Raw genomic sequence first — 21,424 nt, 5'->3', positions numbered from 1 at the left:
GAGTTTGGACCGTGTCTCAGTTCCAATGTGGCCGATCACCCTCTCAGGTCGGCTACTGATCGTCGCCTTGGTAAGCCGTTACCTTACCAACTAGCTAATCAGACGCGGGTCCATCCTGTACCGCAAAAACTTTGATGTTTTTACCATGCGATAAAAACATATTATCTCGTATTAGCATACCTTTCGGTATGTTATCCGTGTGTACAGGGCAGGTTACCCACGCGTTACTCACCCGTCCGCCGCTCTTCTCCGAAGAGAATCGCTCGACTTGCATGTGTTAGGCACGCCGCCAGCGTTCATCCTGAGCCAGGATCAAACTCTCAAATATAAGTTTTCCTGCTCAGACTATCATTATCTGAATATCTGGCTTGGTTTGTTTTCGATTCTTTTAAGAATCAGTTATATAAATTAACCTACTGTTTAATTTTCAAAGTTCATTTTAAGCGACTATATTGGCGCTTACTTTTTTGTTTTGCCCTTTTCTTAAGGACAAGTATAACTATACCACCTTGAACGTATATAGTCAATAGTTTTTATTATTTTTTTATTTATATAAATCTCATACCTCTCTTCTTGTTTTTAAGTTAACATATGTCTCTTTAAATTAATAATATAATACTATAATCAAATTATATTACTTTAATAGGACATTCAATGGGTGGTGCTATATGCATTAGGTATATATCTAGATACAATGGATATGGAGTATCAAGACTTTAAAACTCTTATTTAGTTCATTTAGAAGAAGATGGGCATAAAGCCTTCTATGAATCAAGAGATATAATAAATAATGTTCTGGAAGAGTTTATAAAACAAACTACAAAAGAAACTATTTTTATATATAAACAATAAGAATTATGTATTAAGTTTTATCTATTTATAAATTAACATAAAGTATAATTTCTTTTCAAAAAAAAGAGTAGAATACTCTACTCTTTTACTTTGATTTTAACTCAATCCAAGCTCTATCATATAATTTTATTTTGTCATCTAAATCTATAAATGTCTCGCATTTATCCAGTAACTTTTTAGGTGGATATGCAACTGGATTTTCAGTTGTTTGTTCATCTAATAGCTCTATTGCTCCCGTATTAGGTATAGAATATCCAATATATTCAGCATTTTGCTTAGCATTTTCAGGTTCTAATAAAAAGTTAATAAACATTTCAGCTTCTTTCTTATTTTGTGCTGTTTTGGGTATGCACATAGCATCTACCCATTTATTAGTTCCCTCTTTTGGTATTACATAAGCTAAGTTAGGATTTTGTTCCATTAAGGTAACTGCATCTCCAGAATAAATTATTCCCATAGCAACTTCTTCGCCTAATAATCTATCTTTACCTTCATCATTAACATATGCTAAAACTAAATCTTTTTGCTTCATAAGAAGTTCTTTTGCTTCTTCTATTTCTTTTAGATTTGTAGTATTCATACTGTATCCAAGTTTTTTTAATGCTATTGCCATAGTATCCCTAACTGAGTCAAACATCATTATGTTTCCTTTATATTTTGGATCCCATAATATGTCCCAGCTATCAACAGGCTCTTTTACCATTTTCTTATTATATAATATTCCAAATGTTCCCCACATATATGGTACGCTGTACTCATTATCTGGATCATATACTGGATTTAAAAAACTCTTATCTATATATTTCATATTTGGTATATTTTTAAAGTCTATCTTTTGAAGTAAGTCCTCATTTCTCATTTTCTCAACCATATAATCTGAAGGGAAAACTAAGTCATAATTAGTACTTCCACTTTTAACTTTCTGATACATCATCTCATTTGTATCATAAGTCTCATATAATACATCTATTCCAGTTTCTTTTTCAAACTTAGCTATAAGATCTTCGTCTATATAATCCCCAACATTGTATACATTAAGTACTTTTGTAGAATCTGTAGAACTTTTACATCCAGTTAATGCTACTGAACTTATTATACCTATAGTTAAAAGCGATATTATCTTTTTTCTTATTTTCACTATTTGTCACTCCCTGCTACTATAGATTGTTTTTTATTTGATATTAAAAGCAATATTAATACTACTGTAAACATTATAGTAGATAAAGCATTTATTTCTGGTTTTATACCTCTTCTTGCCATACCATATATTTCTATAGAAAGATTACTAACTCCATTTCCTGTATTAAAGAAACTAATTATAAAGTCATCTATTGACATCGTAAATGCAATTAAAAATCCTGATATTATTCCTGGTTTTATTTGAGGAAGTATTACTTTCCTAAGTGCATACATAGGTGTAGCACCTAGGTCCATTGCTGCTTCTTCTATGTTTTGTGGCATCGACCTAACCTTAGGCAGAACCGACAATATTACATATGGTATACTAAACATTATATGAGCTAATAACATAGTTGTAAAACCAAACTCTATGTTTAAAAAAGCAAATAAACTCATTAGAGCTACTGCTGTTACTATATCTGGGTTTAGCATAGGAAGATAGTTTACATTTAACATTACCTTTCTTCCTCTTGTTCTCATCTTTTGTATTCCTATTGCACTTATAGTTCCTACTATAGTTGCTATTATAGATGAAATTAAAGCAACTATTATAGTGTAGTATAGTGCACTCATTATATTCTCATCATGTATTAATCTTTGGTACCACTTAAACGTAAATCCACTCCAGTGAGCCATTGATTTAGAATCATTAAATGAAAATACAACTAGTGCAAATATTGGTGCATATAAGAATAAGAATACCAAAAACAAATATACATTAGATATTACTTTCTTTAACTTTAAAATAATAACCCACCGCCTTCTTTATCTGATTCATCATCAACTTTAGACATTACTGCCATTGATATAAGTATTACTATCATCATAAATATAGAGACTGCTGAACCAAAGTTCCAATCTCCTACAACAGTAAATTGTTGTTCTATTAAATCACCTATTAACATAAATTTACCACCACCAAGTAATCTTGATATAGCAAATGTTGTTACAGATGGCATAAATACCATTGTTATTCCAGAAACTACGCCTGGCAAACTTAATGGGAATATCACTTTGGTAAATACTTCTAAACTATTTGCTCCTAAATCTCTTGCAGCATTTATTAAATCATTATCCATCTTAGATAAAGATGTATATATAGGTAAAACCATAAATGGTAAGAAATTATAAACCATTCCAAGTAATATTGCTACATTAGTATATAATATGCTAACAGGTTCTATTCCAAATATTCCTAATAAATAGTTTAAAAGTCCATTTTTACCAAGTATAGCAACCCATGCATAAGTTCTTAATAAAAAGTTCATCCACATAGGAAGTATAAATAATAATATTAATGTTCCTCTTCTATTTACATTTGCTTTTGATATTAAATATGCTACTGGGTATCCTACTAAAAGACATATAATTGTAGATATTCCAGCTAATGTTATCGATCTAAAAAATACTTTAAAATAAATAGGGTCCATCAATTCTTTGTAGTTAGCTAAAGAAAACACTCGACCATTATCTGTTTCTATAGTAAAACTAAAAACAAATACTAGTATTAAAGGGATTACAATAAATATTGCACTCCATACTATATATGGATATGCTAGTATAGATTTTTTATTTTTCATAATTAATTTTGCTCTTTTCTCATTATATGGATATCTTCTGGATATATATCCATTCCTAATTCTGATCCAACTTGTGCATTTTTAGTATTATGAAGAATCCATTTTCTATCATTTTCTTTAACTTCTATTTCATAATGAACACCCTTAAATATACTAGATGTAACTGTCCCTTTTAACATTGAATCCTCTGGATTTACCATTTTTATATCTTCTGGTCTTATTACTACTTCTATATTTTCATTTTTTTCAAACCCTTTGTCTACGCATTCAAATACTTTACCGCAAAATTCAACTTTATAATCTTCTAACATAATTCCATCAAATATATTACTTTCTCCTATAAATCTTGCAACAAATGAATTTTTAGGTTCATTATATATATCTTCTGGTGTTCCCATTTGTTGTATCTTACCTTTGTTCATTACAACTATAGTATCTGACATACTAAGAGCTTCTTCTTGGTCATGAGTTACAAATATAAAAGTTATTCCCAACTTCTTTTGCATTCTCTTTAATTCTATTTGCATCTCTTGTCTTAGCTTTAAATCTAACGCCCCTAAAGGTTCATCTAATAATAATAATTTAGGTTCATTTACTAATGCTCTAGCAATAGCAATTCTTTGTTGTTGCCCTCCACTTAGTGAATCAACCTTTCTATTTTCTTTTCCTTCTAATGCCACTAATTTTAACATTTCTTTTACTTTTTCATCTATTTTATCTTTAGGCATTTTCTTTATCTTAAGTCCAAATGCTATATTTTCATATACATTCATATGAGGAAACAATGCATATTTTTGGAAAACTGTATTTACAGGTCTTTGGTATGGAGGTATTTCATTAATCTCTTTTCCTTCAAATAATACACTACCTTCATCTGCCTGCTCAAACCCTGCTATTATTTTAAGCGTTGTAGTCTTACCACATCCACTTGGACCTAGTAACGTTAAAAATTCATTTTTCTTTATATCTAAAGATAAATCATCCAAAACTTTTAAATCATCATATTGTTTTGATAGATTTCTTAATTCAATTATATTTTCACCCAATTATTAACACCTCTTTCCTAGAATGATGGAGGAGTTGATACCCAAATCACTTTTGCAGTAGTTTTTCCTGCATTTGATATGTAGTGATTAGCTCTTGGCTTAAAGTAAAAACTCTCTCCTTTTCTTACTTTATTATATTTATCTCCTATATGAAGGTATATGGCTCCTGAAAGAACATAGCCAAACTCTTCACCTTCATGTGGCTTTTCTTCCTTATACCTACCGCCTGGTTCTAGAGTTACTATTACAGGCTCCATTTCATTTTTTTGTGAATTTGGAACTAACCATTTAAATGTATATTTAAGATCTTCATCTTCTGTCTCAAACATATCATCCTTTGTAAAACAAATTCTTTCATCATCTATTTCATTAAAAAATTCTCTCAAGTTTGTTCCTAATATTTCTAATATATCTATAAGTGTAGCTATGGATGGTGAAGTTAAATTATTTTCTAATTGAGATATAAATCCTTTTGATAATTCACATCTATTAGCTAATTCTTCTTGAGTCAATTGCTTTTCAATTCTCATTCTCTTTATTTTCTCACCTATATCCATCTTTCCACCTCCTAATTTTCATATTTTTAGTAAACATATTGTTTAAAATACCTAAACATCAAAGTTTATTATATAAAACTTCTATATATAATTCAATAGTTTTTTTAATTTTTTCATTTTTAAAGCATTACATATAAATCAAGTATTTTACTGGTTTTATATGTAAAACACCTCTACATTTGTTTATATTAATATTCATAAAGTTTAGTATCTCTAACTCACTTTTATAATCTAAAAAATTTTAACTCTTTTATATTTTTTATTTTTCTTAAAGTATATATATCATCTATTTTCCTTAAATTTGTAAACCCTATACTAATGTAAAATAAAATCGCATAAATAATTTAGGTTAAAATAAAAAAAAATAAGGCTTAACTAAGCCTTATTTTTTTTTATTTTATTTACAACTAGTCCTAATAATGCTACTAGTACTAAAGCAATATATCCTAAACTACCTGTATCTCCTGTTTGAGGATTAAAATTATCGTTTATCTCGATTTTATTAGGTTGATGTAAACTACTTGGTTTATTCGCGCTTACAATACTATTTGAGCTTACACTACTTTCATTTGACTCTGATTTATTTTCAGTCTGATTGTTATTTGTATCATTTTTAATAGAATCTAGTAAAACGGTAACTATCCTTTTTACAGTAGTAGTATTTCCATCACTGTCTGTTACCGTATATATTAATTCATATTTACCTGGCTTATTGACATCTACATTTCCTGTTATCTTAATATCCTTAGTTATATTACCATCCTCAGTATCTGTAGCAGTTACTCCAGCCATTGGATCAAATTCCGTTCCTTCTCTTATACTTATATTATCAGCTCCAGTTATTACTGGTTTATCATTACTTTTTACTGTAACTGTAATTGTCTTAGTAGCTGTCGCTCCTTTACTATCTGTTACTTCATATTTAACTGTGTAAGTACCTATCTTATTTGTGTTAACTGTATCTTCCACTACTTTAATTTTATCAGTAATATTGCCATCCTCTTTATCATTAGCAGTTACCCCTGTTAATGGATTAAACTTTTCTCCAACATTTATTATCCTGTTCTCTGCATTTATCGTTGGCACTGCATTTATTTCTACCATTTTAGGATTAACTATAATCACTCTTTTTACAGTAGTAGTATTTCTATCACTGTCTGTTACCGTATATATTAATTCATATTTACCTGGCTTATTAACATCTACATTTCCTGTTATTTTAATATCTTTAGTTATATTACCATCTTCAGTATCTGTAGCAGTTACTCCAGCCATTGGATCAAATTCCGTTCCTTCTCTTATACTTATATTATCAACTCCAGTTATTACTGGTTTATCATTACTTTTTACTGTGACTGTAATTGTTTTAGTAGCTGTTGCTCCTTCATTATCTGTTACTTCATATTTAACTGTGTAAGTACCTACCTTATTTGTGTTAACTGTATCTTCCACTACTTTAATTTTGTCAGTAATATTTCCATCTTCTTTATCATTAGCAGTTACTCCTGTTAATGGATTAAACTTTTCTCCAACCTTTATTGTTTTATTCTCTGCATTTATCGTTGGTGCTTTATTTACTATAAGTTCGATTGGTTGAATTACATTACCTGAAAATTCAGCATTACATTTACCAATATTTACATTCTTTGAAAAAGAGTAATTTTCACTATTAACATTTATATCTTTCCATAAGATTTTGTTAGTATCTTTATTATATAATCCATTTTCAGAAATATTTGATGGTTCTATTTTATTTCCTTTTTCATCTACTATTATGTCATCAATTTCTATTGACCCCAATTGCTTTACTTTTTTTGATTTTGATTTTATATTTTGGTTATCTAATTGTAAGTAATTTAAATGGTTCAAACTAGCTAAAGGAGTTATATTGCTTATTTGATCATTGTTTAATTTTAAAAAAATCAGTTTATTTAGATTAGCTATAGGACTTATATCACTTATCTTATTATCTGCTAAATCTAAAATAATTAACTTAGATAATCTCTCTAAGATGTTTATATCACTTATTTGGTTATTAGCTAAGTGCAAGATAGTTAATTTAGTTAAATTTGATAAAGGAGTTATATCACTTATTTGATTATTATTTAAATTTAAAAAATCTAAATTAGTCAAATTTTCTAAAGAGTTTATGTCATTTATCTCATTATCACTTAAATATAATCCTGCTAATTTAGTCAATCCTCCTATAGAACTTATATCACTTATGTGATTGTAAGACAAATGCAAGCCATGTAATTTAGTTAAGTTTGACAAAGGAGCTATATCACTTATTTGATTGTGATTTAAATATAAATAATTTAAATTAGTTAATTTTGATAAAGGGCTTATATCACTTATTTGATTTTCAGTTAAGCGCAACGTAACTAAATTAGTTAGATTTGATATAGGACTTATATCGCTTATTTGGTTATTAGTTAAGTCAAAGTAGATAAATTAGTTAATTTAGTTAAATTTGATACATAACTTATATCACTTATTCGATTATTAGCTAAATCCAAATCAGCTAAATTAGTTAAATTTAATACAGGACTTATATCACTTATTTGATTTCTAGCTAAGTTCAAAGTAACTAAATTAGTTAATTTTGATATAGGACTTATATCACTTATTTGATTATTATTTAAGTGCAAAATAGTTAATTTAGATAAGTTTTTTATAGGACTTATATCATTTATTTGATCTCCATCTAAGTATAAGTAAGTCAAATTCACACAATATTGCAGTCCTTCTAAATCTGATATTTTTGAATCAATTACAGTTAATCTTTTTAATGACTCTAATTCAGACTTACTTATATCTGCATCCAAATCTTTCTTTCTTAACTGTTTATTTATTGCTCTTTTTAAATTTATATCTTTAATATCAATTATTTTACTTTCTTTAACCTTTTCATCTACAGATTTAACATCGCTATTTACTATAGGTTTATTTTCAATCTTTAAATTATTATCTTTAATTTCATTTTTAGTACCTATACTTTCTTGATTAGAAATTGCTGTAGATGGCTCATTTTTTTTATCTATAAAAATTGGATCTAAATGTTCTTCTTTATTCAAACCAATTCCAGTTGTATCTTTATTACTAGACTCTATTTCATCTGCTAGTACATTTACCATCATTGATTGTATAATCACCGTTGTTGTAATTACTAATACAAATGTCTTTTTAATATTATTTTTTTTGCTCATTAGATTTTTCCCCCCTTTATTTAATTAAGATTCAAATAAAAGTTTTATTAAATAGAACATTATAAAATAATGGAAATTATTGCTACTTACCATTCTTACCCCTAAAAACTTTTTAAAATCAAATTTCAAAAAATAAAATTATTGATACCTAATATTCATATATAGATTTATAATACTTAAATTCATATGAAAATTAGTATAGGTTCAAAAAATTTCTCTATTGGTTAAATAATCATCTAAAACCCAGTTGTACAATTTTTTATACCATTTAATGAAATATAAATACTTAAAATATAATTTTAATTAATAAAAAATAACACCTCATATGAGGTGTTATTTTTTATACTAACTTATAATCTTTTGGATCTAACTTACTTGCTGAGTCTTTATCTAAGATTAATACTATATCATTATGAAATTGTAATATTGATGCTGGTACTTCTGGTAAAACTTTTCCGTAAACTGTATTGTATATAGCTTCTGCTTTTCCTTCCCCTGATGCTAAAAGCATTATTTTTTTAGACTTAAATATTGAACCAGTCCCCATAGTTATAGCCTTTTTAGGTACCTCTTCTATGCTATCAAAAAATCTTGCATTAGCTTCTATTGTACTTTCCTTTAAATTAACTAGATGAGTTCCTCTTTCAAAGTTTATTGTAGGTTCATTAAATCCTATATGGGCATTGTGACCTATACCTAACACTTGTATATCTACTCCTCCAGCTTCCTTAATAGCCTCATCATAGTTTTTGCATTCTTTTTCTATATTATCAGTCATACCATTTGGTATATGTATATTTTCTTCTTTTATATTTATATGATTAAATAAATTTTCTCTCATAAAATAGTCATAACTTTGCTCATTAGATTTTGGAAGTTCAAAGTATTCATCTAAATTAAATGTTTTAACTTCAGAAAAGTCTATAAGACCTTCTTCATACATACTTACTAATTCTTTATACATTCCTATTGGAGTACTTCCTGTAGCTAATCCTAAAACAGAATCTGGCTTTAGTGTTAATTGACTCGCTATCATTTGTGCAGCTTTTTTACTCATTTCATTGTAATCTTTACATACTAATATTCTCATGATAAATTATCCCCTCATCTATTTTTTGTATATTACTTTTCCACAGTTTATAGTCATATGACAGTTTATATCCTTATCAAATATAGCTATATCTGCATCCTTTCCTATTTCTATACTACCCTTTTTGTTATCTATGCCTATTGACTTGGCAGGGTTTATTGATGCTAATTTTATAACTTTTCTCATATCTAAATTAGTATTATTCATAAAATTGTAAACCATCTTATTAAGAGGCATAACACTTCCTGCCAAACTTCCACTTTCTAACCTTGCTTGATTACTTTTAACAATGACCTTTTGACCACCTAAAGAATATTCTCCATCTTCTAATCCACCAGCTTCTATTGAATCCGTTATAAGAATTATCTTATCTTCACCTTTATTATTCAAGATAAATTGGAATAAATCCTTCATTATATGTATCTCATCAGCTATTACCTCACAATATACATTAGTTGTAAGAGCAGCTCCAACAACCCCAGGATTTCTATGATTTAGTCCGCTCATTCCATTAAATGTATGTGTTATATTACTCGCTCCCATATTTATAGCTTCTTTTGCTTCATCATACGTAGCTTTACTATGACCTATTGATAAAACTATGTCTGTGTTAGCTTTAATTTTTTTTGTAAATTCCATATCTACATCTTTTTCTGGCGCATAAGTTATTATCTTTATTACATCCTTGTATTTTTCTATAAATTCATAAGTTGGAGCAACTATAAATTTTTCATTTTGAGCTCCTTTATAATCTTTATTTATAAATGGCCCTTCCAAATGAGTCCCTATAATTTGGGCCCCTTTAGTATCTTTATCCATATATTTCTTTATAGTGTCTATGGCATTTGTTATACTCTTTTCATCCATAGTCATTGTTGTTGGTAAAAATGAACTTACACCATGTCTTGCTATGGATTTAGCTATCGTACAAATAGCATCATCAGTGCCATCCATTGTATCTTTTCCCATGTTGCCATGTATATGTATATCTATTAATCCAGGACATACATAATTTCCATTGGCATCTATTATTTCACAATCTTTTGGTGCTTCATTAACTATATTGATTATCTTCTCATTAAATACTAGTACTTTATTTTCTAATATTTGATTTTCTAAAACTATTTTTCCATTAACTATACATTTCATACTTATCACCCCTACTCACTTAATATTAACTCATATTGATACTTATCACTTCTAAATATAGATATTGTATATTCTATTGGCTTACCTTCAGTATTATATGAATTTCTTTGAAGCTTAAGTGCTAATGATCCTTCTTCTGTATCTAATATATTAGATTCTTCTTCTGATAAAATCACTGGCTCCATAGTCTGCCTAGCTTTTGTTATCTTATAGTTATAGTTTTCACTTAGCATTTTATATAACGAATTATTATCTAACATCCCTTTAGTAAAACCTTTGCACATTTGCTCCGACAGATAAACAGTTTCTATACCAAATGGCTCTCCATCTGTATACCTTAGTCTAACTACCTTATATACATTAGTCTTTTCATCTTTTATGTTTAATTTATTTTTTATTAAGTCACTTGGTACTTCCATTTCAAAAGATAGTATATCAGTCCTTATGTTTATACCCTTTTCTTTCATTACATCTGTAAATCCTTTTACATTTGAGAACTCATATTTTTTCTTTTCCTTAGCAACAAATGTACCTTTACCTTGTACTCTATATAATATTCCTTCACTTACAAGACCCATAATCGCCTTATTGACAGTCATGCGACTTACATTTTGTCTAGAACAAAGCTCTCTTTCAGGTATTATAGCGTCTCCTTCTTTTAATTCTCCATCTTCTATCATTTTTCTAATTATAGAACTTAATTGTATGTGAAGTGGAGTGGTAATATTTTTATCTACTATTTCCATATTTTTCACCACTCTTTTTATGTTGTAATATTTATTTTGGTATATACCAATTGTACTTTATTTCTATCTATCTATTCAATAGTTTATTTAAAATTTGCATAAAATATTTTTAAGTATATACAATGACAAATTTTAAATAATTCATTATACGATAAAAATAATGTTTTTGCATCATGTTCTTTATATGTTATATGTAATATTTTGTTTAACATGTGTGCTTTCTATGGTATTATATTAAGATACACTATTAAACTTACATATTTTAATTTTAATAAAAGCATAGTATTTAATTATTTTAATCGTATATATTAAATCAAAATTTAAGGAGATGATAAAACTTGATAAAAATAGGTGATTTCAATAAACTTAAAGTTAAGAGAGAAACAAGCTTTGGTTATTTTTTAGATGGAAAAACATCTAATTCAAAGGATGATATTTTACTTCATAAAAGATTTATAGGACATAACAAAATAGAACTTGGAGATGTAGTAAATGCATTTATCTATATAGATTCAGAAGGTAGACGTACAGCTACACTTATACCTCCTAAAGGTAAAATAGATGAAATATGCTACTTAAAAGTTGTTGCTCACACTAAAATAGGTAGCTTTATAGATATTGGACTTCCAAAAGATATATTAGTTCCTTTTAAAGCTAAAACTTACGATTTAGAAAAGGGGAATAGATATTTATTCAATATATATCTTGATAAAACAGGTAGGCTTGCTGCTACGACAGATATAGATAGTTTATTAACAACAGACCACAGTTATAATATAGGAGATACAGTTTCTGGTATAGTTTATGGATTCCAAACTAATAATAGCGCTATGGTATGTGTAGATAATAAATATGCTGCAGTTATACTTGCTAATGAATACTTTACAGATTTAAAACATGGAGATAAACTTGAAAATCTAAGAGTTATAAAGATTTATGAAGATGGAAAGTTAGGACTTACTCCTAGACAAGAAAGAAAAAATGAACTAGATTCTCTTGAGTCTCAAATAATAGATTATTTAAAGAGTAATGATGGTCATATGAATTTTAATGATAAAAGTTCTCCAGAAGATATATCAAAAGAATTTAAAAGCAGTAAGAAAAACTTTAAACGTGCTCTTGGAGTACTAATGAAAAAAGATTATATATATCAAAATGAAAATGGAACATATTTAAAATAAAAATATAAAAAATGGAGTTTACTTAATTGTAAACTCCATTTTTTATTAGATTCTATTAACTTTAGTTTTTATAGCAGCTTTTTTAACAGCATTTGCTACATTATTAGTAACATCTTTATTGAACGGATCTGGTATTATATTTTCTGAAGATATTTCTTCTTTTCCTATTGTATTTGCTATTGCATAAGCTGCCGCAATTTTCATTTCTTCGTTTATATCACTAGCCCTAACATCTAATGCTCCTCTAAATACACCTGGAAATGCCAATACATTATTTACTTGATTAGGAAAATCTGACCTTCCTGTTCCAACTACAAGAGCCCCTCCTGCTTTAGCTTCATCTGGCATTATTTCAGGTATTGGATTTGCCATAGCTAAAACCATAGACTTATCTGCCATAGTTTTTATATCTTCTCTATCTAATAAGTTTGGCGCAGATACACCTATAAACACGTCTTTACCTTTTATTACTTCTTTTAAAGTTCCTCTTTCATTTCTAATGTTCGTTATATCTAACATATCTTTCTGTGCCCAGTTTAGATTGTCCATTTCTTCATTTATAGCACCATATTCATTACAGAATATTACATTCTTAACCTTCATACTTAATAGTATCTTTCCTATAGCTAATCCTGCAGCTCCCGGTCCGTTTATTACTATTTCTAAATCCTCGATATTTTTACCAGATAATTTTGAATAGTTTATTATAGCTGATGCAACAACTATAGCCGTACCATGTTGATCATCATGAAATACAGGTATATCCATTTCTTTTTTTAATCTAGATTCTATTTCAAAACATCTAGGAGAACTTATATCCTCTAAGTTTATTCCTCCAAATACTGGCTCCATTAATTTTACGGTATTTACTATTTCATCTACATCATTTGTTTTAAGACATATAGGGAATGAATCTACATTCGCAAACTCTTTAAATAATATTGCTTTTCCCTCCATAACAGGTATAGATGCTTCTGCACCTATATTCCCAAGTCCTAAAACAGCACTTCCATCACTAACTACCGCAACAATATTCCCTTTTGATGTATATCTATAAACATCATCTTTATTTTTATGTATTTCTTGACAAGGTCTGGCAACACCTGGAGTGTATGCTACTGCTAATTCATCTCTATTCTCTACTTTTACCTTACTTACTACACTTATTTTCCCTTTGTTTTCTTCGTGCATTTTTAAAGCTAATTGTGCATAATCTTTAGACATATTCTACCTCCGTGTTTTATCTTTTACAATAAAGTCTCCTACCTTTTTCGTATATATTTTCACCATAACTATCTATAGCTACAATTAATTGCAAATCTTCTATTTCTAATCTTCTTATTGCCTCTGCACCTAAATCATCATAAGCTATAACTTCACAAGATTTTATAGAATTTGATATATAAGCACCTGCACCACCTATCGCCGCAAAGTATACAGCCTTATGTTTTTTGATACCTTCTATTACAGCTTCACTTCTTTTGCCTTTTCCAATCATAACCTTAAGACCCCTTTCTAATAGAGGAATAGTTAAGTCATCCATTCTATAACTTGTAGTTGGCCCTGCTGAACCTATCACCTCATTTGGCTTATTTGGAGTTGGTCCAACATAATATATAGCCTGTCCGCATATATCAAAAGGCATTTTTTCTTTTCTTTCTATAGTTTCAATAAGTCTTTTATGAGCAGCATCCCTTGCAGTATATATAGTTCCACTTAAACTTACTACATCTCCACATCTCAACTTGATTATTTCTTCATTGGATAACGACATATTTAATTTAATCATAAACCACCCCTATATTATAACTTTTTTGTGTCTTGAAGCATGACAGTTTATATTTACTACAACAGGAAGACCTGCTATATGAGTTGGAAATGTTTCTATATTTACAGAAAGAGCTGTCGTATTTCCACCTAAACCTTGTGGTCCTATTCCCAATTTATTGATTTCTGCTAATAATTCCCTCTCTAATTCTGCTATAAATCTATCTTTACTATGTTCTCCAATGTTTCTAAGTAAAGCTTTTTTTGATATTTGAGCACACTTATCTATAGTACCACCTACACCAACACCTACAACTATAGGTGGACATGGATTAGGACCAGCTTCTGATACTGTATTTATTATAAATTCTTTTATCCCCTTTACCCCATCAGATGGTTTTAGCATCTTCATTTTACTCATATTTTCACTACCAAAACCTTTAGGAGCAAATTCTATCTCTATCTTATCTCCCTTTACCATTTCATAGTGTATTATAGCTGGAGTATTATCTTTCGTGTTAATTCTATTTATAGGATCTACTACAGATTTTCTAAGGTATCCTTCTTCATATCCTTGTCTAACACCTTCGTTTATAGCAACTTCTATTGTACTTCCTCTTACTAATACTTCTTGACCTACTTTTACAAAAAACACTGCCATACCAGTATCTTGACAGATTGGTATTTTTTTTTCATTTGCTACTTGTATGTTTTCTAAAAGTACATGTAATATATTCTTCCCTAATTCACTTTCCTCTTTTTCTAAATTATTATGTATAGCGCATACAACATCCTCTCCTAAATTTATGTTAGCGTCTATACACATTTTTTTTACTACTTCTGTAATTTTATGAGATTTAATTTCTCTCACTCGAACATACACCCCATTTTTATTTTTAATATTCGTAACACAATTAGACTTTATCATTTTTTACAAATTTTAACAATATATTGCTTATATTTTAATTATTTTAATATTATGTATAAAATGTAATTATTTGTTAATCATATAATATACAAATAATTTTTTTGGAGGTATAACTATGGATATGTTATATGATATAGCTCTTATACTAGTTATTATTGGTGCTATAAATTGGGGTCTAGTAAGTATCGCTAATTTTGATTTAGTTGCAGCAATTTGTGCTGGTGGAGGAAGATTTGGTAATATAAATACTTTAAGCAAAATAGTATACGGCTTAGTAGGACTTTCAGGGATTTATATAGCAATAGATTACTTTATGGCTATGATGTAAAATTTATATTTACCTAACTTTATAAAAACATAATTTTTTATATAAAATAAAAAAGAGGGTATTTACCCTCTTTTTTATTTTATAATATCTCTAAACTCTAAATTAATTATATCTTTTAAATCTTTTGGTGAAATCTCTACTTGGTAACCTATTTTACCAGCGCTAACTATAATGTTATCAAGTTCTTTTGCACTTTCATTTACAAAAGTTTTATAAAGTTTTTTCATACCTATAGGTGAACATCCCCCCCTTATATATCCAGTAAACTTATTTATATCATTTACATTAATCATCTCTATACTTTTTTCGTTAGCTACTTTTGCTGCTTTTTTTAAGTCTAAATGTTCATTTACAGGTATAACATATACATATATGTTTTTACTTTGAGATATAGCTACTAATGTTTTATATACTATGCTAACATCTTTACCTATCTTCTGAGCTACTTCAACTCCATCTACATGTTCTCCTTTTTTGAATTCATAAGAGTACATATTATATTTTATTTTTTTAGAGTCTAGTATTCTACATACATTAGTTTTTACCTTACTCACTTATTATATCTCCCTTGTATAATTTCTTAACCACTCACACTCATCTTTACTTAAGAATGGTGATATTTTATCAAATACTTCTTTGTGATAATTGTTTAAGTATTTCTTTTCATCTTCTAACATTAAACTTGCATCTACTGCGTCTAAATCAATTGGCGCAAAAGTTATAACCTCAAAGTCCATGAATTGACCATATTCATTTTTCTCAGCTTTTCTTGTAACTACTTCATTTTCTATTCTTATACCATGAGAACCTTCTATATATACCCCTGGTTCATTAGTAGTTACCATACCTTCTTCAAGCACACAACTATCATCTCTTTCTGGCACTACTCTCCATCTAAATCCATTTGGAGCTTCATGAACATTTAGTACAAATCCTATACCATGACCTGTTCCACATTTATAATCTATTCCTAAATTCCAAAGTGGACCTCTAGCTAATATGTCAAGATTATACCCTCTGCATCCATATAAAAATTTAGCTTTAGATAATCTAATCATACCTCTAACCACATTTGTAAAATGAGTCTTAGCATCTCTTGTTATTTCACCTAATGCTATAGTTCTTGTTATATCTGTAGTACCATCATAATATTGCCCACCTGAATCTATTAAGAATAAATCTCTTGGTTCTAGTTTATAGTTGCTTTCTTCTGATGCGCTATAATGCATCATAGCAGCATGTTCTCTATATGCAGCTATAGTATTAAAACTTGGTTCTATAAATTTATCTTGTTCTCTTCTTAAGTCTTCTAGTTTTTGAGCCGCACTTATTTCAGTTATTTCTTCTTTATCTACATTAGTTTTAAGCCAATACATAAATTTAGTGAAAGCTACACCATCTTTTATATGGCTATTTCTTATATTCTTTAGCTCTATTTCATTTTTTATTGCTTTAAACATAATAGTAGGATTTTGTGTATCTATCTTTCTAATAGATTTTGATATATTGTTATAAATAGCATAATTTACTTTATTTGAATCAAGTAACACAACTTCTTTTTCATCTATAGTTTTAACAAATTCATATATAGAGTCGTATGGTTTAACTTGTACTTTCTCTTTATTTAATTCATTTTTTATAGTTTCATCTAATTTGTCTTCATCTATAAATAAATAAACTTCATCTAAAGTTATAACTGTATAAGATAATACTACTGGATTGTGTTTTATATCTCCACCTCTTATATTAAATAACCACGCTATATCATCTAATGTTGTTATGATATGCACACTTGCTTCTTTTTCTTTCATAGCATTTCTTACTCTTTTTAACCTTTCTGAAAAACTTTCTCCTGTGTATTTAACATCTAATAAAAAAGCTTTTTCCTTTGGTAATTCCGTTCTATTTTCCCATATTTGACCTACTAAATCATAGTTATATTCTATATCAATATTTTTAAATTCTAATTTATCTTTTAAATTTTTTCCTTCTTTTGCACATACTACTTTACCATCAAAACCTAGTTTTGAATCTTTTTTCATATTATCTATTAGATATTTTTCTATAGTAGGGACACCTTCTTCTCCCATTTTAAATAACTTTATAGTACTATTTTTAAGTTCATTTTCAGCTTGTATGAAATATCTTCCATCTGTCCATAAACCTGCTTCATCTTGAGTAATTACTATTGTACCTGCTGAACCTGTAAATCCTGATATATATTCTCTTGATTTAAAGTAATCACCTACATATTCACTTTGGTGATAATCTGAAGATGGTATTAGGTAAGCATATATCCCTTTGTCGTTCATTAACGCTCTTAATTTATTGATTCTTTCTTTTATCATAGTCTTACTCCTTTCAATTTTGATTATCTTATGTACTATTTTAACACTATTTAGTAATTTTAACTAATTAATTTATATTATAATTTATCAAATATAAAATAGCCTATATGAAATTTCATATAGGCTATCATCTATGGATTTTAAATAGTATATATCTGGCAATTTTATATTATATAAAAGGATTATAAAATCTCGAACCATCGACCTTAATCATAACTATAGATATTAATAAAATTATTATTAACACTAGTATAGATATATAATCTCTTTTTTCAAATTTTCTTCTATTAAACCAAGTACGTTTTTTGTTATTTCCAAAAGCTCTTAGCTCCATAGCTAAACTTATTTTATCTATTCTTTCTAAACTAGAGAATATCAAAGGCATAAGTATTGCTGCCGAATTTTTTATTCTTTTAGATAACTTTTCTTTTTTTGATAAATCAATTCCTCTTGCTTGCTGAGCAAAAGATATATCCTTATAGTCCCTTTGAACATCTGGTATATATCTAAGAGCGATTGATACTGTATATGCAGCTTTATAACTTACACCAAGCTTATTTAATGATGCTGCAAATTCACTTGGATCCGTTGTAAGTATAAATAAAAGCGCCATAGGTATTGTTGCAAAGTATTTCAATACTACATTTAACTCATAAAATAGTTGTTCTTTTGTTATTGTATATGGGCCTATTAAGTGAAGTAAATCCGTCCTACTTCCATATATTTCTACACCTTGATATGGAGCAAATATAAATATTAAAAGTGCGTTTAGTAGTAAGAAAAATAATATAAAATAAAGCACAAAAGATACTTCTTTAAATTCAATTTTTGACATTTTAAATACTACTATTCCAACAATAAAAAGTCCAAGTAAAACTCTTGTATCATATGTTATCATTGCCGCTATTGTCCAAAGTAAAAAACATATTAACTTTGTAGCTCCAGTTAACCTATGAATAGGTGAGTCTTTCTTTATATATGACAACATTTCTGTATTCATATGTTTCTAACCCTCCTATCATAATCAATAAATCTATTTACAAATTCTACAGAATCTTTTATTTTACATTTTATAGCTAGTTCTTGTAGTGATGTTTCTTTTAAATTTGCTTTTTCTATTATCTCTTTATTTGTTAATATCTTAGTTGATTTATCATCACCTATTTTTTGACCATTTGATAAAACTACTACATTACTTGTATATTCTAGCATAAGATGCATATCATGAGTTACCATAATTATAGTAACACCCTTTTTATTTAACTCTACTAAAAATTCCATTATTTCTGTATAATGCTTGAAGTCTTGTCCTGCTGTAGGCTCATCTAGTATTATTACCTCTGGATTTAATACTAATATAGATGCTATTGTAACTCTTTTCTTTTGACCAAAACTAAGTGCTGATATGGGCCAATTTCTGTACCCATAAAGTCCACAAGTTTTAAGTACATTTTCTACTTTTTCTTTTATTTCTTCTTTATTATATCCTCTTATCTTTAAACCAAAAGCTACTTCATCAAATACCATAGTCTTAGATATCATTTGATTAGGATTTTGCATAACAAATCCTATTTTTTCCGAACGCTCTTTTATAGATTCATCTTTTATATCTTTCCCATCAAATAATATTCTTCCACTAGTAGGTTTGTAAAAACCACATATTAATTTTGATATAGTAGATTTACCTGCACCATTTTTACCTACTATACTTGCTATATCACCTTTTCTTATCTTAAAAGATACATCTTTAAGTATTTGTTTTTCAGGAGAATATGAGAAGTTTATGTTATCTAGTTCTAATATATAGTCGTTTTTAGTTTTAGATTCTTCTTTTTTAGTATTCTCATACCAGTCATTGACTTTATCTTTACACTTTTCTATATCTAATGTATTTATACTTTCAGGTTTTAAGTCTTTACTTATCTCACAACCTGAGTATTTTAAAGCAGTTATATATAAAGGCTCTCTTACCCCAACTTCTTCTAAGATGTTAGTTGATAAGAGTTCATTTGGAGTAGTATCTGCTACTATACATCCTTTGTCCATAACTACTATTCTATCTACTTTACAATGAAGAACATCTTCTAATCTATGCTCTATTATTACCATTGTTTTATTTTCTTTTTGTTGTATACTATCTATAAGTTCCATAGCACTTTTCCCTGTCGCAGGATCTAAGCTTGCTAAAGGCTCATCAAATAGTAATACTTTAACTTCATCTACTGTTACTCCAGCTAAAGTTACTCTTTGTTTTTGACCCCCAGATAATTTGTATGGTGATGCTTCTAATTCCTTATCTATATCAACTAACTTAGCAGCTTTGTTAACTCTATCTATCATTTCATTTTGCTCTACACAATAGTTTTCTAGTTTAAATGCTATATCTTCTCCTACTGTAAGACCTATAAACTGGCTGTCTGGATCTTGAAGAACAGTCCCAACTACTTTAGATAATTCAAATATATTTTTATTTTTTATATCCTCATTATTTATTCTTAATTCTCCACTCATCTCTCCACTATAGAAAAATGGTACTAGCCCATTAAGGCAATGTGCTAAAGTACTTTTACCTGAACCTGATGGTCCTACTATTAATACTTTTTCACCTTCATAAATAGTCAAGTTTATATTTTTTAATGTTGGCTCAGCTTGAACTCTGTATTTAAAATTGAAGTCTTTAAACTCAATTATTTTCTTTTTCATAAATGCCTCCTTTCGCCTATTATTCTTCTACTCTTAAACTCCCGCTCTTTATTTTTGTTTTAGAGTATGTTTTTAATATTAATGTTCCTAATATACCTATTGTAACCATGTTTGATATTCCACCTATAGCTCCTTGTATGTATACCTTATTTGCAGGTTCTGCATATATAACTATATCTAAAGTAGGTGCTACAACAAACCAAGCTATTATATTTGCTACAATTTGAGTTATATTAAAAATTATAATTTGTTTAATGGAGAAATCTCCTTCATCTACTTTTATTCTTTTATACATTATACCTATTATAAGACCCACTATAGCCGATGATATTACCCAACTAAACCAAGGCATTCCATAAAACACTAAATCTTTTAATCCATGTCCTATAAGCCCTATTAAAAATCCTGCTATAGGACCATAAAGTACTGCCATTAACGCTAGATAAGCATATGCTGTTTCTATGTTAGTGTTTGGTATACCACTTGGTATAGAACCAAATCTTCCCAATATCATAAATACAGCAGCTCCAATTCCTATAGCAACTATAGTTTTTATTGAAAGTTTACTTTTATTCATACTTATACCTCTCTATTTTAGATGTATACATTTATATTTATTTAAATTAAACACAAATTTTAGTATAACCCTTACTAAAAAAAATGTCAATGTTAGTCGATTTTTTAACCATATTTATACCTTTATTATTTACGTTATTTTTTATAAATACTTAATCTTTTAATTAAATAATTAATATATTTTA

20 protein-coding genes and 1 rRNA gene are annotated in these 21,424 nt (G+C 28.2%); 2 read left to right on the top strand and 19 right to left on the bottom strand.

The window, feature by feature from the left end; all coding sequences use genetic code 11:
- The 11 genes from I2H23_RS13130 to I2H23_RS15505 form a co-directional block, all read right to left on the bottom strand.
- Positions 1–328: ribosomal RNA gene (locus I2H23_RS13130) — 16S ribosomal RNA — on the bottom strand; the annotation flags it as partial.
- A gap of 609 nt (positions 329–937) precedes the next feature.
- Positions 938–1,993, bottom strand: a complete 1,056-nt coding sequence (locus I2H23_RS13125; RefSeq protein WP_195581731.1) for an ABC transporter substrate-binding protein — start codon at positions 1,991–1,993, stop codon at positions 938–940.
- Positions 1,990–2,667, bottom strand: a complete 678-nt coding sequence (locus tag I2H23_RS13120) for an ABC transporter permease (protein ID WP_092923305.1) — start codon at positions 2,665–2,667, stop codon at positions 1,990–1,992. Before I2H23_RS13120 ends, I2H23_RS13125 begins: the two co-directional genes overlap by 4 nt.
- A gap of 104 nt (positions 2,668–2,771) precedes the next feature.
- Positions 2,772–3,611, bottom strand: coding sequence for an ABC transporter permease (locus tag I2H23_RS13115; protein WP_195581730.1), 840 nt, complete (start codon positions 3,609–3,611; stop codon positions 2,772–2,774).
- 2 nt (positions 3,612–3,613) lie between these two features.
- A complete protein-coding gene (potA, locus tag I2H23_RS13110; RefSeq protein WP_092923259.1) occupies positions 3,614–4,657 on the bottom strand; it encodes a spermidine/putrescine ABC transporter ATP-binding protein in 1,044 nt (347 codons plus the stop codon).
- A gap of 17 nt (positions 4,658–4,674) precedes the next feature.
- The gene (locus I2H23_RS13105; protein WP_092923256.1) at positions 4,675–5,214 is read right to left on the bottom strand and encodes a helix-turn-helix domain-containing protein; all 540 of its coding nucleotides are present in this window, start codon (positions 5,212–5,214) and stop codon (positions 4,675–4,677) included.
- 375 nt (positions 5,215–5,589) lie between these two features.
- A complete protein-coding gene (locus tag I2H23_RS13100; RefSeq protein ID WP_330615417.1) occupies positions 5,590–7,620 on the bottom strand; it encodes an immunoglobulin-like domain-containing protein in 2,031 nt (676 codons plus the stop codon).
- A gap of 29 nt (positions 7,621–7,649) precedes the next feature.
- Positions 7,650–8,423: a leucine-rich repeat domain-containing protein gene (locus tag I2H23_RS13095; protein WP_195581728.1), complete on the bottom strand. Its 774-nt coding sequence runs from the start codon at positions 8,421–8,423 to the stop codon at positions 7,650–7,652.
- Between the two features lie 340 nt (positions 8,424–8,763).
- The gene (gene nagB / locus I2H23_RS13090) at positions 8,764–9,513 is read right to left on the bottom strand and encodes a glucosamine-6-phosphate deaminase (protein ID WP_195581727.1); all 750 of its coding nucleotides are present in this window, start codon (positions 9,511–9,513) and stop codon (positions 8,764–8,766) included.
- Between the two features lie 18 nt (positions 9,514–9,531).
- Positions 9,532–10,662 (bottom strand): N-acetylglucosamine-6-phosphate deacetylase, encoded by a 1,131-nt coding sequence (gene nagA / locus I2H23_RS13085; RefSeq protein WP_092923220.1) that lies wholly within the window; start codon positions 10,660–10,662, stop codon positions 9,532–9,534.
- Between the two features lie 11 nt (positions 10,663–10,673).
- A complete protein-coding gene (locus tag I2H23_RS15505) occupies positions 10,674–11,408 on the bottom strand; it encodes a GntR family transcriptional regulator (RefSeq protein WP_092923217.1) in 735 nt (244 codons plus the stop codon).
- A gap of 338 nt (positions 11,409–11,746) precedes the next feature.
- Here I2H23_RS15505 and I2H23_RS13075 point away from each other — a divergent pair, with 338 nt between their 5' ends.
- The gene (locus I2H23_RS13075; protein WP_195581726.1) at positions 11,747–12,589 is read left to right on the top strand and encodes a CvfB family protein; all 843 of its coding nucleotides are present in this window, start codon (positions 11,747–11,749) and stop codon (positions 12,587–12,589) included.
- A gap of 45 nt (positions 12,590–12,634) precedes the next feature.
- Here I2H23_RS13075 and I2H23_RS13070 read toward each other — a convergent pair whose 3' ends face one another.
- From I2H23_RS13070 to I2H23_RS13060, 3 genes are read right to left on the bottom strand one after another with little or no spacing between them, the layout of a single operon-like run.
- Positions 12,635–13,813: an NAD(P)-dependent malic enzyme gene (locus I2H23_RS13070; protein ID WP_092923210.1), complete on the bottom strand. Its 1,179-nt coding sequence runs from the start codon at positions 13,811–13,813 to the stop codon at positions 12,635–12,637.
- Between the two features lie 16 nt (positions 13,814–13,829).
- Positions 13,830–14,378 carry a Fe-S-containing hydro-lyase gene (locus tag I2H23_RS13065; protein WP_166504870.1) on the bottom strand — a complete coding sequence of 183 codons (549 nt, stop codon included), beginning with the start codon at positions 14,376–14,378 and terminating at the stop codon, positions 13,830–13,832.
- 9 nt (positions 14,379–14,387) lie between these two features.
- Entirely contained in the window at positions 14,388–15,227 is an 840-nt protein-coding gene (locus tag I2H23_RS13060; protein ID WP_166504869.1) for a fumarate hydratase, read from the bottom strand.
- Positions 15,228–15,399: 172 nt separating this feature from the next.
- Here I2H23_RS13060 and I2H23_RS13055 point away from each other — a divergent pair, with 172 nt between their 5' ends.
- Positions 15,400–15,612, top strand: a complete 213-nt coding sequence (locus I2H23_RS13055; protein ID WP_092923204.1) for a DUF378 domain-containing protein — start codon at positions 15,400–15,402, stop codon at positions 15,610–15,612.
- Positions 15,613–15,686: 74 nt separating this feature from the next.
- On the opposite strand, the gene ybaK is transcribed toward I2H23_RS13055, so the two are convergent.
- From ybaK to I2H23_RS13030, 5 genes are all read right to left on the bottom strand, one after another.
- Positions 15,687–16,166, bottom strand: a complete 480-nt coding sequence (gene ybaK / locus I2H23_RS13050; RefSeq protein WP_092923201.1) for a Cys-tRNA(Pro) deacylase — start codon at positions 16,164–16,166, stop codon at positions 15,687–15,689.
- 3 nt (positions 16,167–16,169) lie between these two features.
- Complete coding sequence (locus tag I2H23_RS13045) at positions 16,170–17,960, bottom strand: aminopeptidase P family protein (protein ID WP_092923198.1); 1,791 nt, start codon at positions 17,958–17,960, stop codon at positions 16,170–16,172.
- Between the two features lie 169 nt (positions 17,961–18,129).
- The gene (locus tag I2H23_RS13040) at positions 18,130–18,960 is read right to left on the bottom strand and encodes an energy-coupling factor transporter transmembrane component T family protein (protein ID WP_092923195.1); all 831 of its coding nucleotides are present in this window, start codon (positions 18,958–18,960) and stop codon (positions 18,130–18,132) included.
- Positions 18,957–20,663, bottom strand: coding sequence for an ABC transporter ATP-binding protein (locus I2H23_RS13035; RefSeq protein ID WP_092923192.1), 1,707 nt, complete (start codon positions 20,661–20,663; stop codon positions 18,957–18,959). Before I2H23_RS13035 ends, I2H23_RS13040 begins: the two co-directional genes overlap by 4 nt.
- A 19-nt stretch (positions 20,664–20,682) precedes the next feature.
- A complete protein-coding gene (locus I2H23_RS13030; RefSeq protein WP_195581725.1) occupies positions 20,683–21,240 on the bottom strand; it encodes an ECF-type riboflavin transporter substrate-binding protein in 558 nt (185 codons plus the stop codon).
- Between the last annotated feature and the right edge of the window lie 184 nt (positions 21,241–21,424).

Origin of the sequence: Romboutsia sp. BSD2780061687b_171204_C1 (assembly GCF_015560225.1) — a bacterium.
GTDB lineage: Bacteria > Bacillota > Clostridia > Peptostreptococcales > Peptostreptococcaceae > Romboutsia_C > Romboutsia_C hominis.
Note: the sequence above shows the minus strand (reverse complement) of the source record. Positions and strands in the feature narration are given on the sequence as shown.

Excerpts from the sequence above, each read along its gene's own strand:
- I2H23_RS13120 (WP_092923305.1), bottom strand. The coding sequence starts at position 2,667 with ATGGCTCACTGGAGTGGATTTACGTTTAAGTGGTACCAAAGATTAATA.
- I2H23_RS13115 (WP_195581730.1), bottom strand. The coding sequence starts at position 3,611 with ATGAAAAATAAAAAATCTATACTAGCATATCCATATATAGTATGGAGT.
- I2H23_RS13105 (WP_092923256.1), bottom strand. The coding sequence starts at position 5,214 with ATGGATATAGGTGAGAAAATAAAGAGAATGAGAATTGAAAAGCAATTG.
- I2H23_RS13095 (WP_195581728.1), bottom strand. The coding sequence starts at position 8,423 with ATGAGCAAAAAAAATAATATTAAAAAGACATTTGTATTAGTAATTACA.
- nagB (WP_195581727.1), bottom strand. The coding sequence starts at position 9,513 with ATGAGAATATTAGTATGTAAAGATTACAATGAAATGAGTAAAAAAGCT.
- nagA (WP_092923220.1), bottom strand. The coding sequence starts at position 10,662 with ATGAAATGTATAGTTAATGGAAAAATAGTTTTAGAAAATCAAATATTA.
- I2H23_RS15505 (WP_092923217.1), bottom strand. The coding sequence starts at position 11,408 with ATGGAAATAGTAGATAAAAATATTACCACTCCACTTCACATACAATTA.
- I2H23_RS13070 (WP_092923210.1), bottom strand. The coding sequence starts at position 13,813 with ATGTCTAAAGATTATGCACAATTAGCTTTAAAAATGCACGAAGAAAAC.
- I2H23_RS13065 (WP_166504870.1), bottom strand. The coding sequence starts at position 14,378 with ATGATTAAATTAAATATGTCGTTATCCAATGAAGAAATAATCAAGTTG.
- I2H23_RS13055 (WP_092923204.1), top strand. The coding sequence starts at position 15,400 with ATGGATATGTTATATGATATAGCTCTTATACTAGTTATTATTGGTGCT.
- I2H23_RS13045 (WP_092923198.1), bottom strand. The coding sequence starts at position 17,960 with ATGATAAAAGAAAGAATCAATAAATTAAGAGCGTTAATGAACGACAAA.
- I2H23_RS13040 (WP_092923195.1), bottom strand. The coding sequence starts at position 18,960 with ATGAATACAGAAATGTTGTCATATATAAAGAAAGACTCACCTATTCAT.
- I2H23_RS13035 (WP_092923192.1), bottom strand. The coding sequence starts at position 20,663 with ATGAAAAAGAAAATAATTGAGTTTAAAGACTTCAATTTTAAATACAGA.
- I2H23_RS13030 (WP_195581725.1), bottom strand. The coding sequence starts at position 21,240 with ATGAATAAAAGTAAACTTTCAATAAAAACTATAGTTGCTATAGGAATT.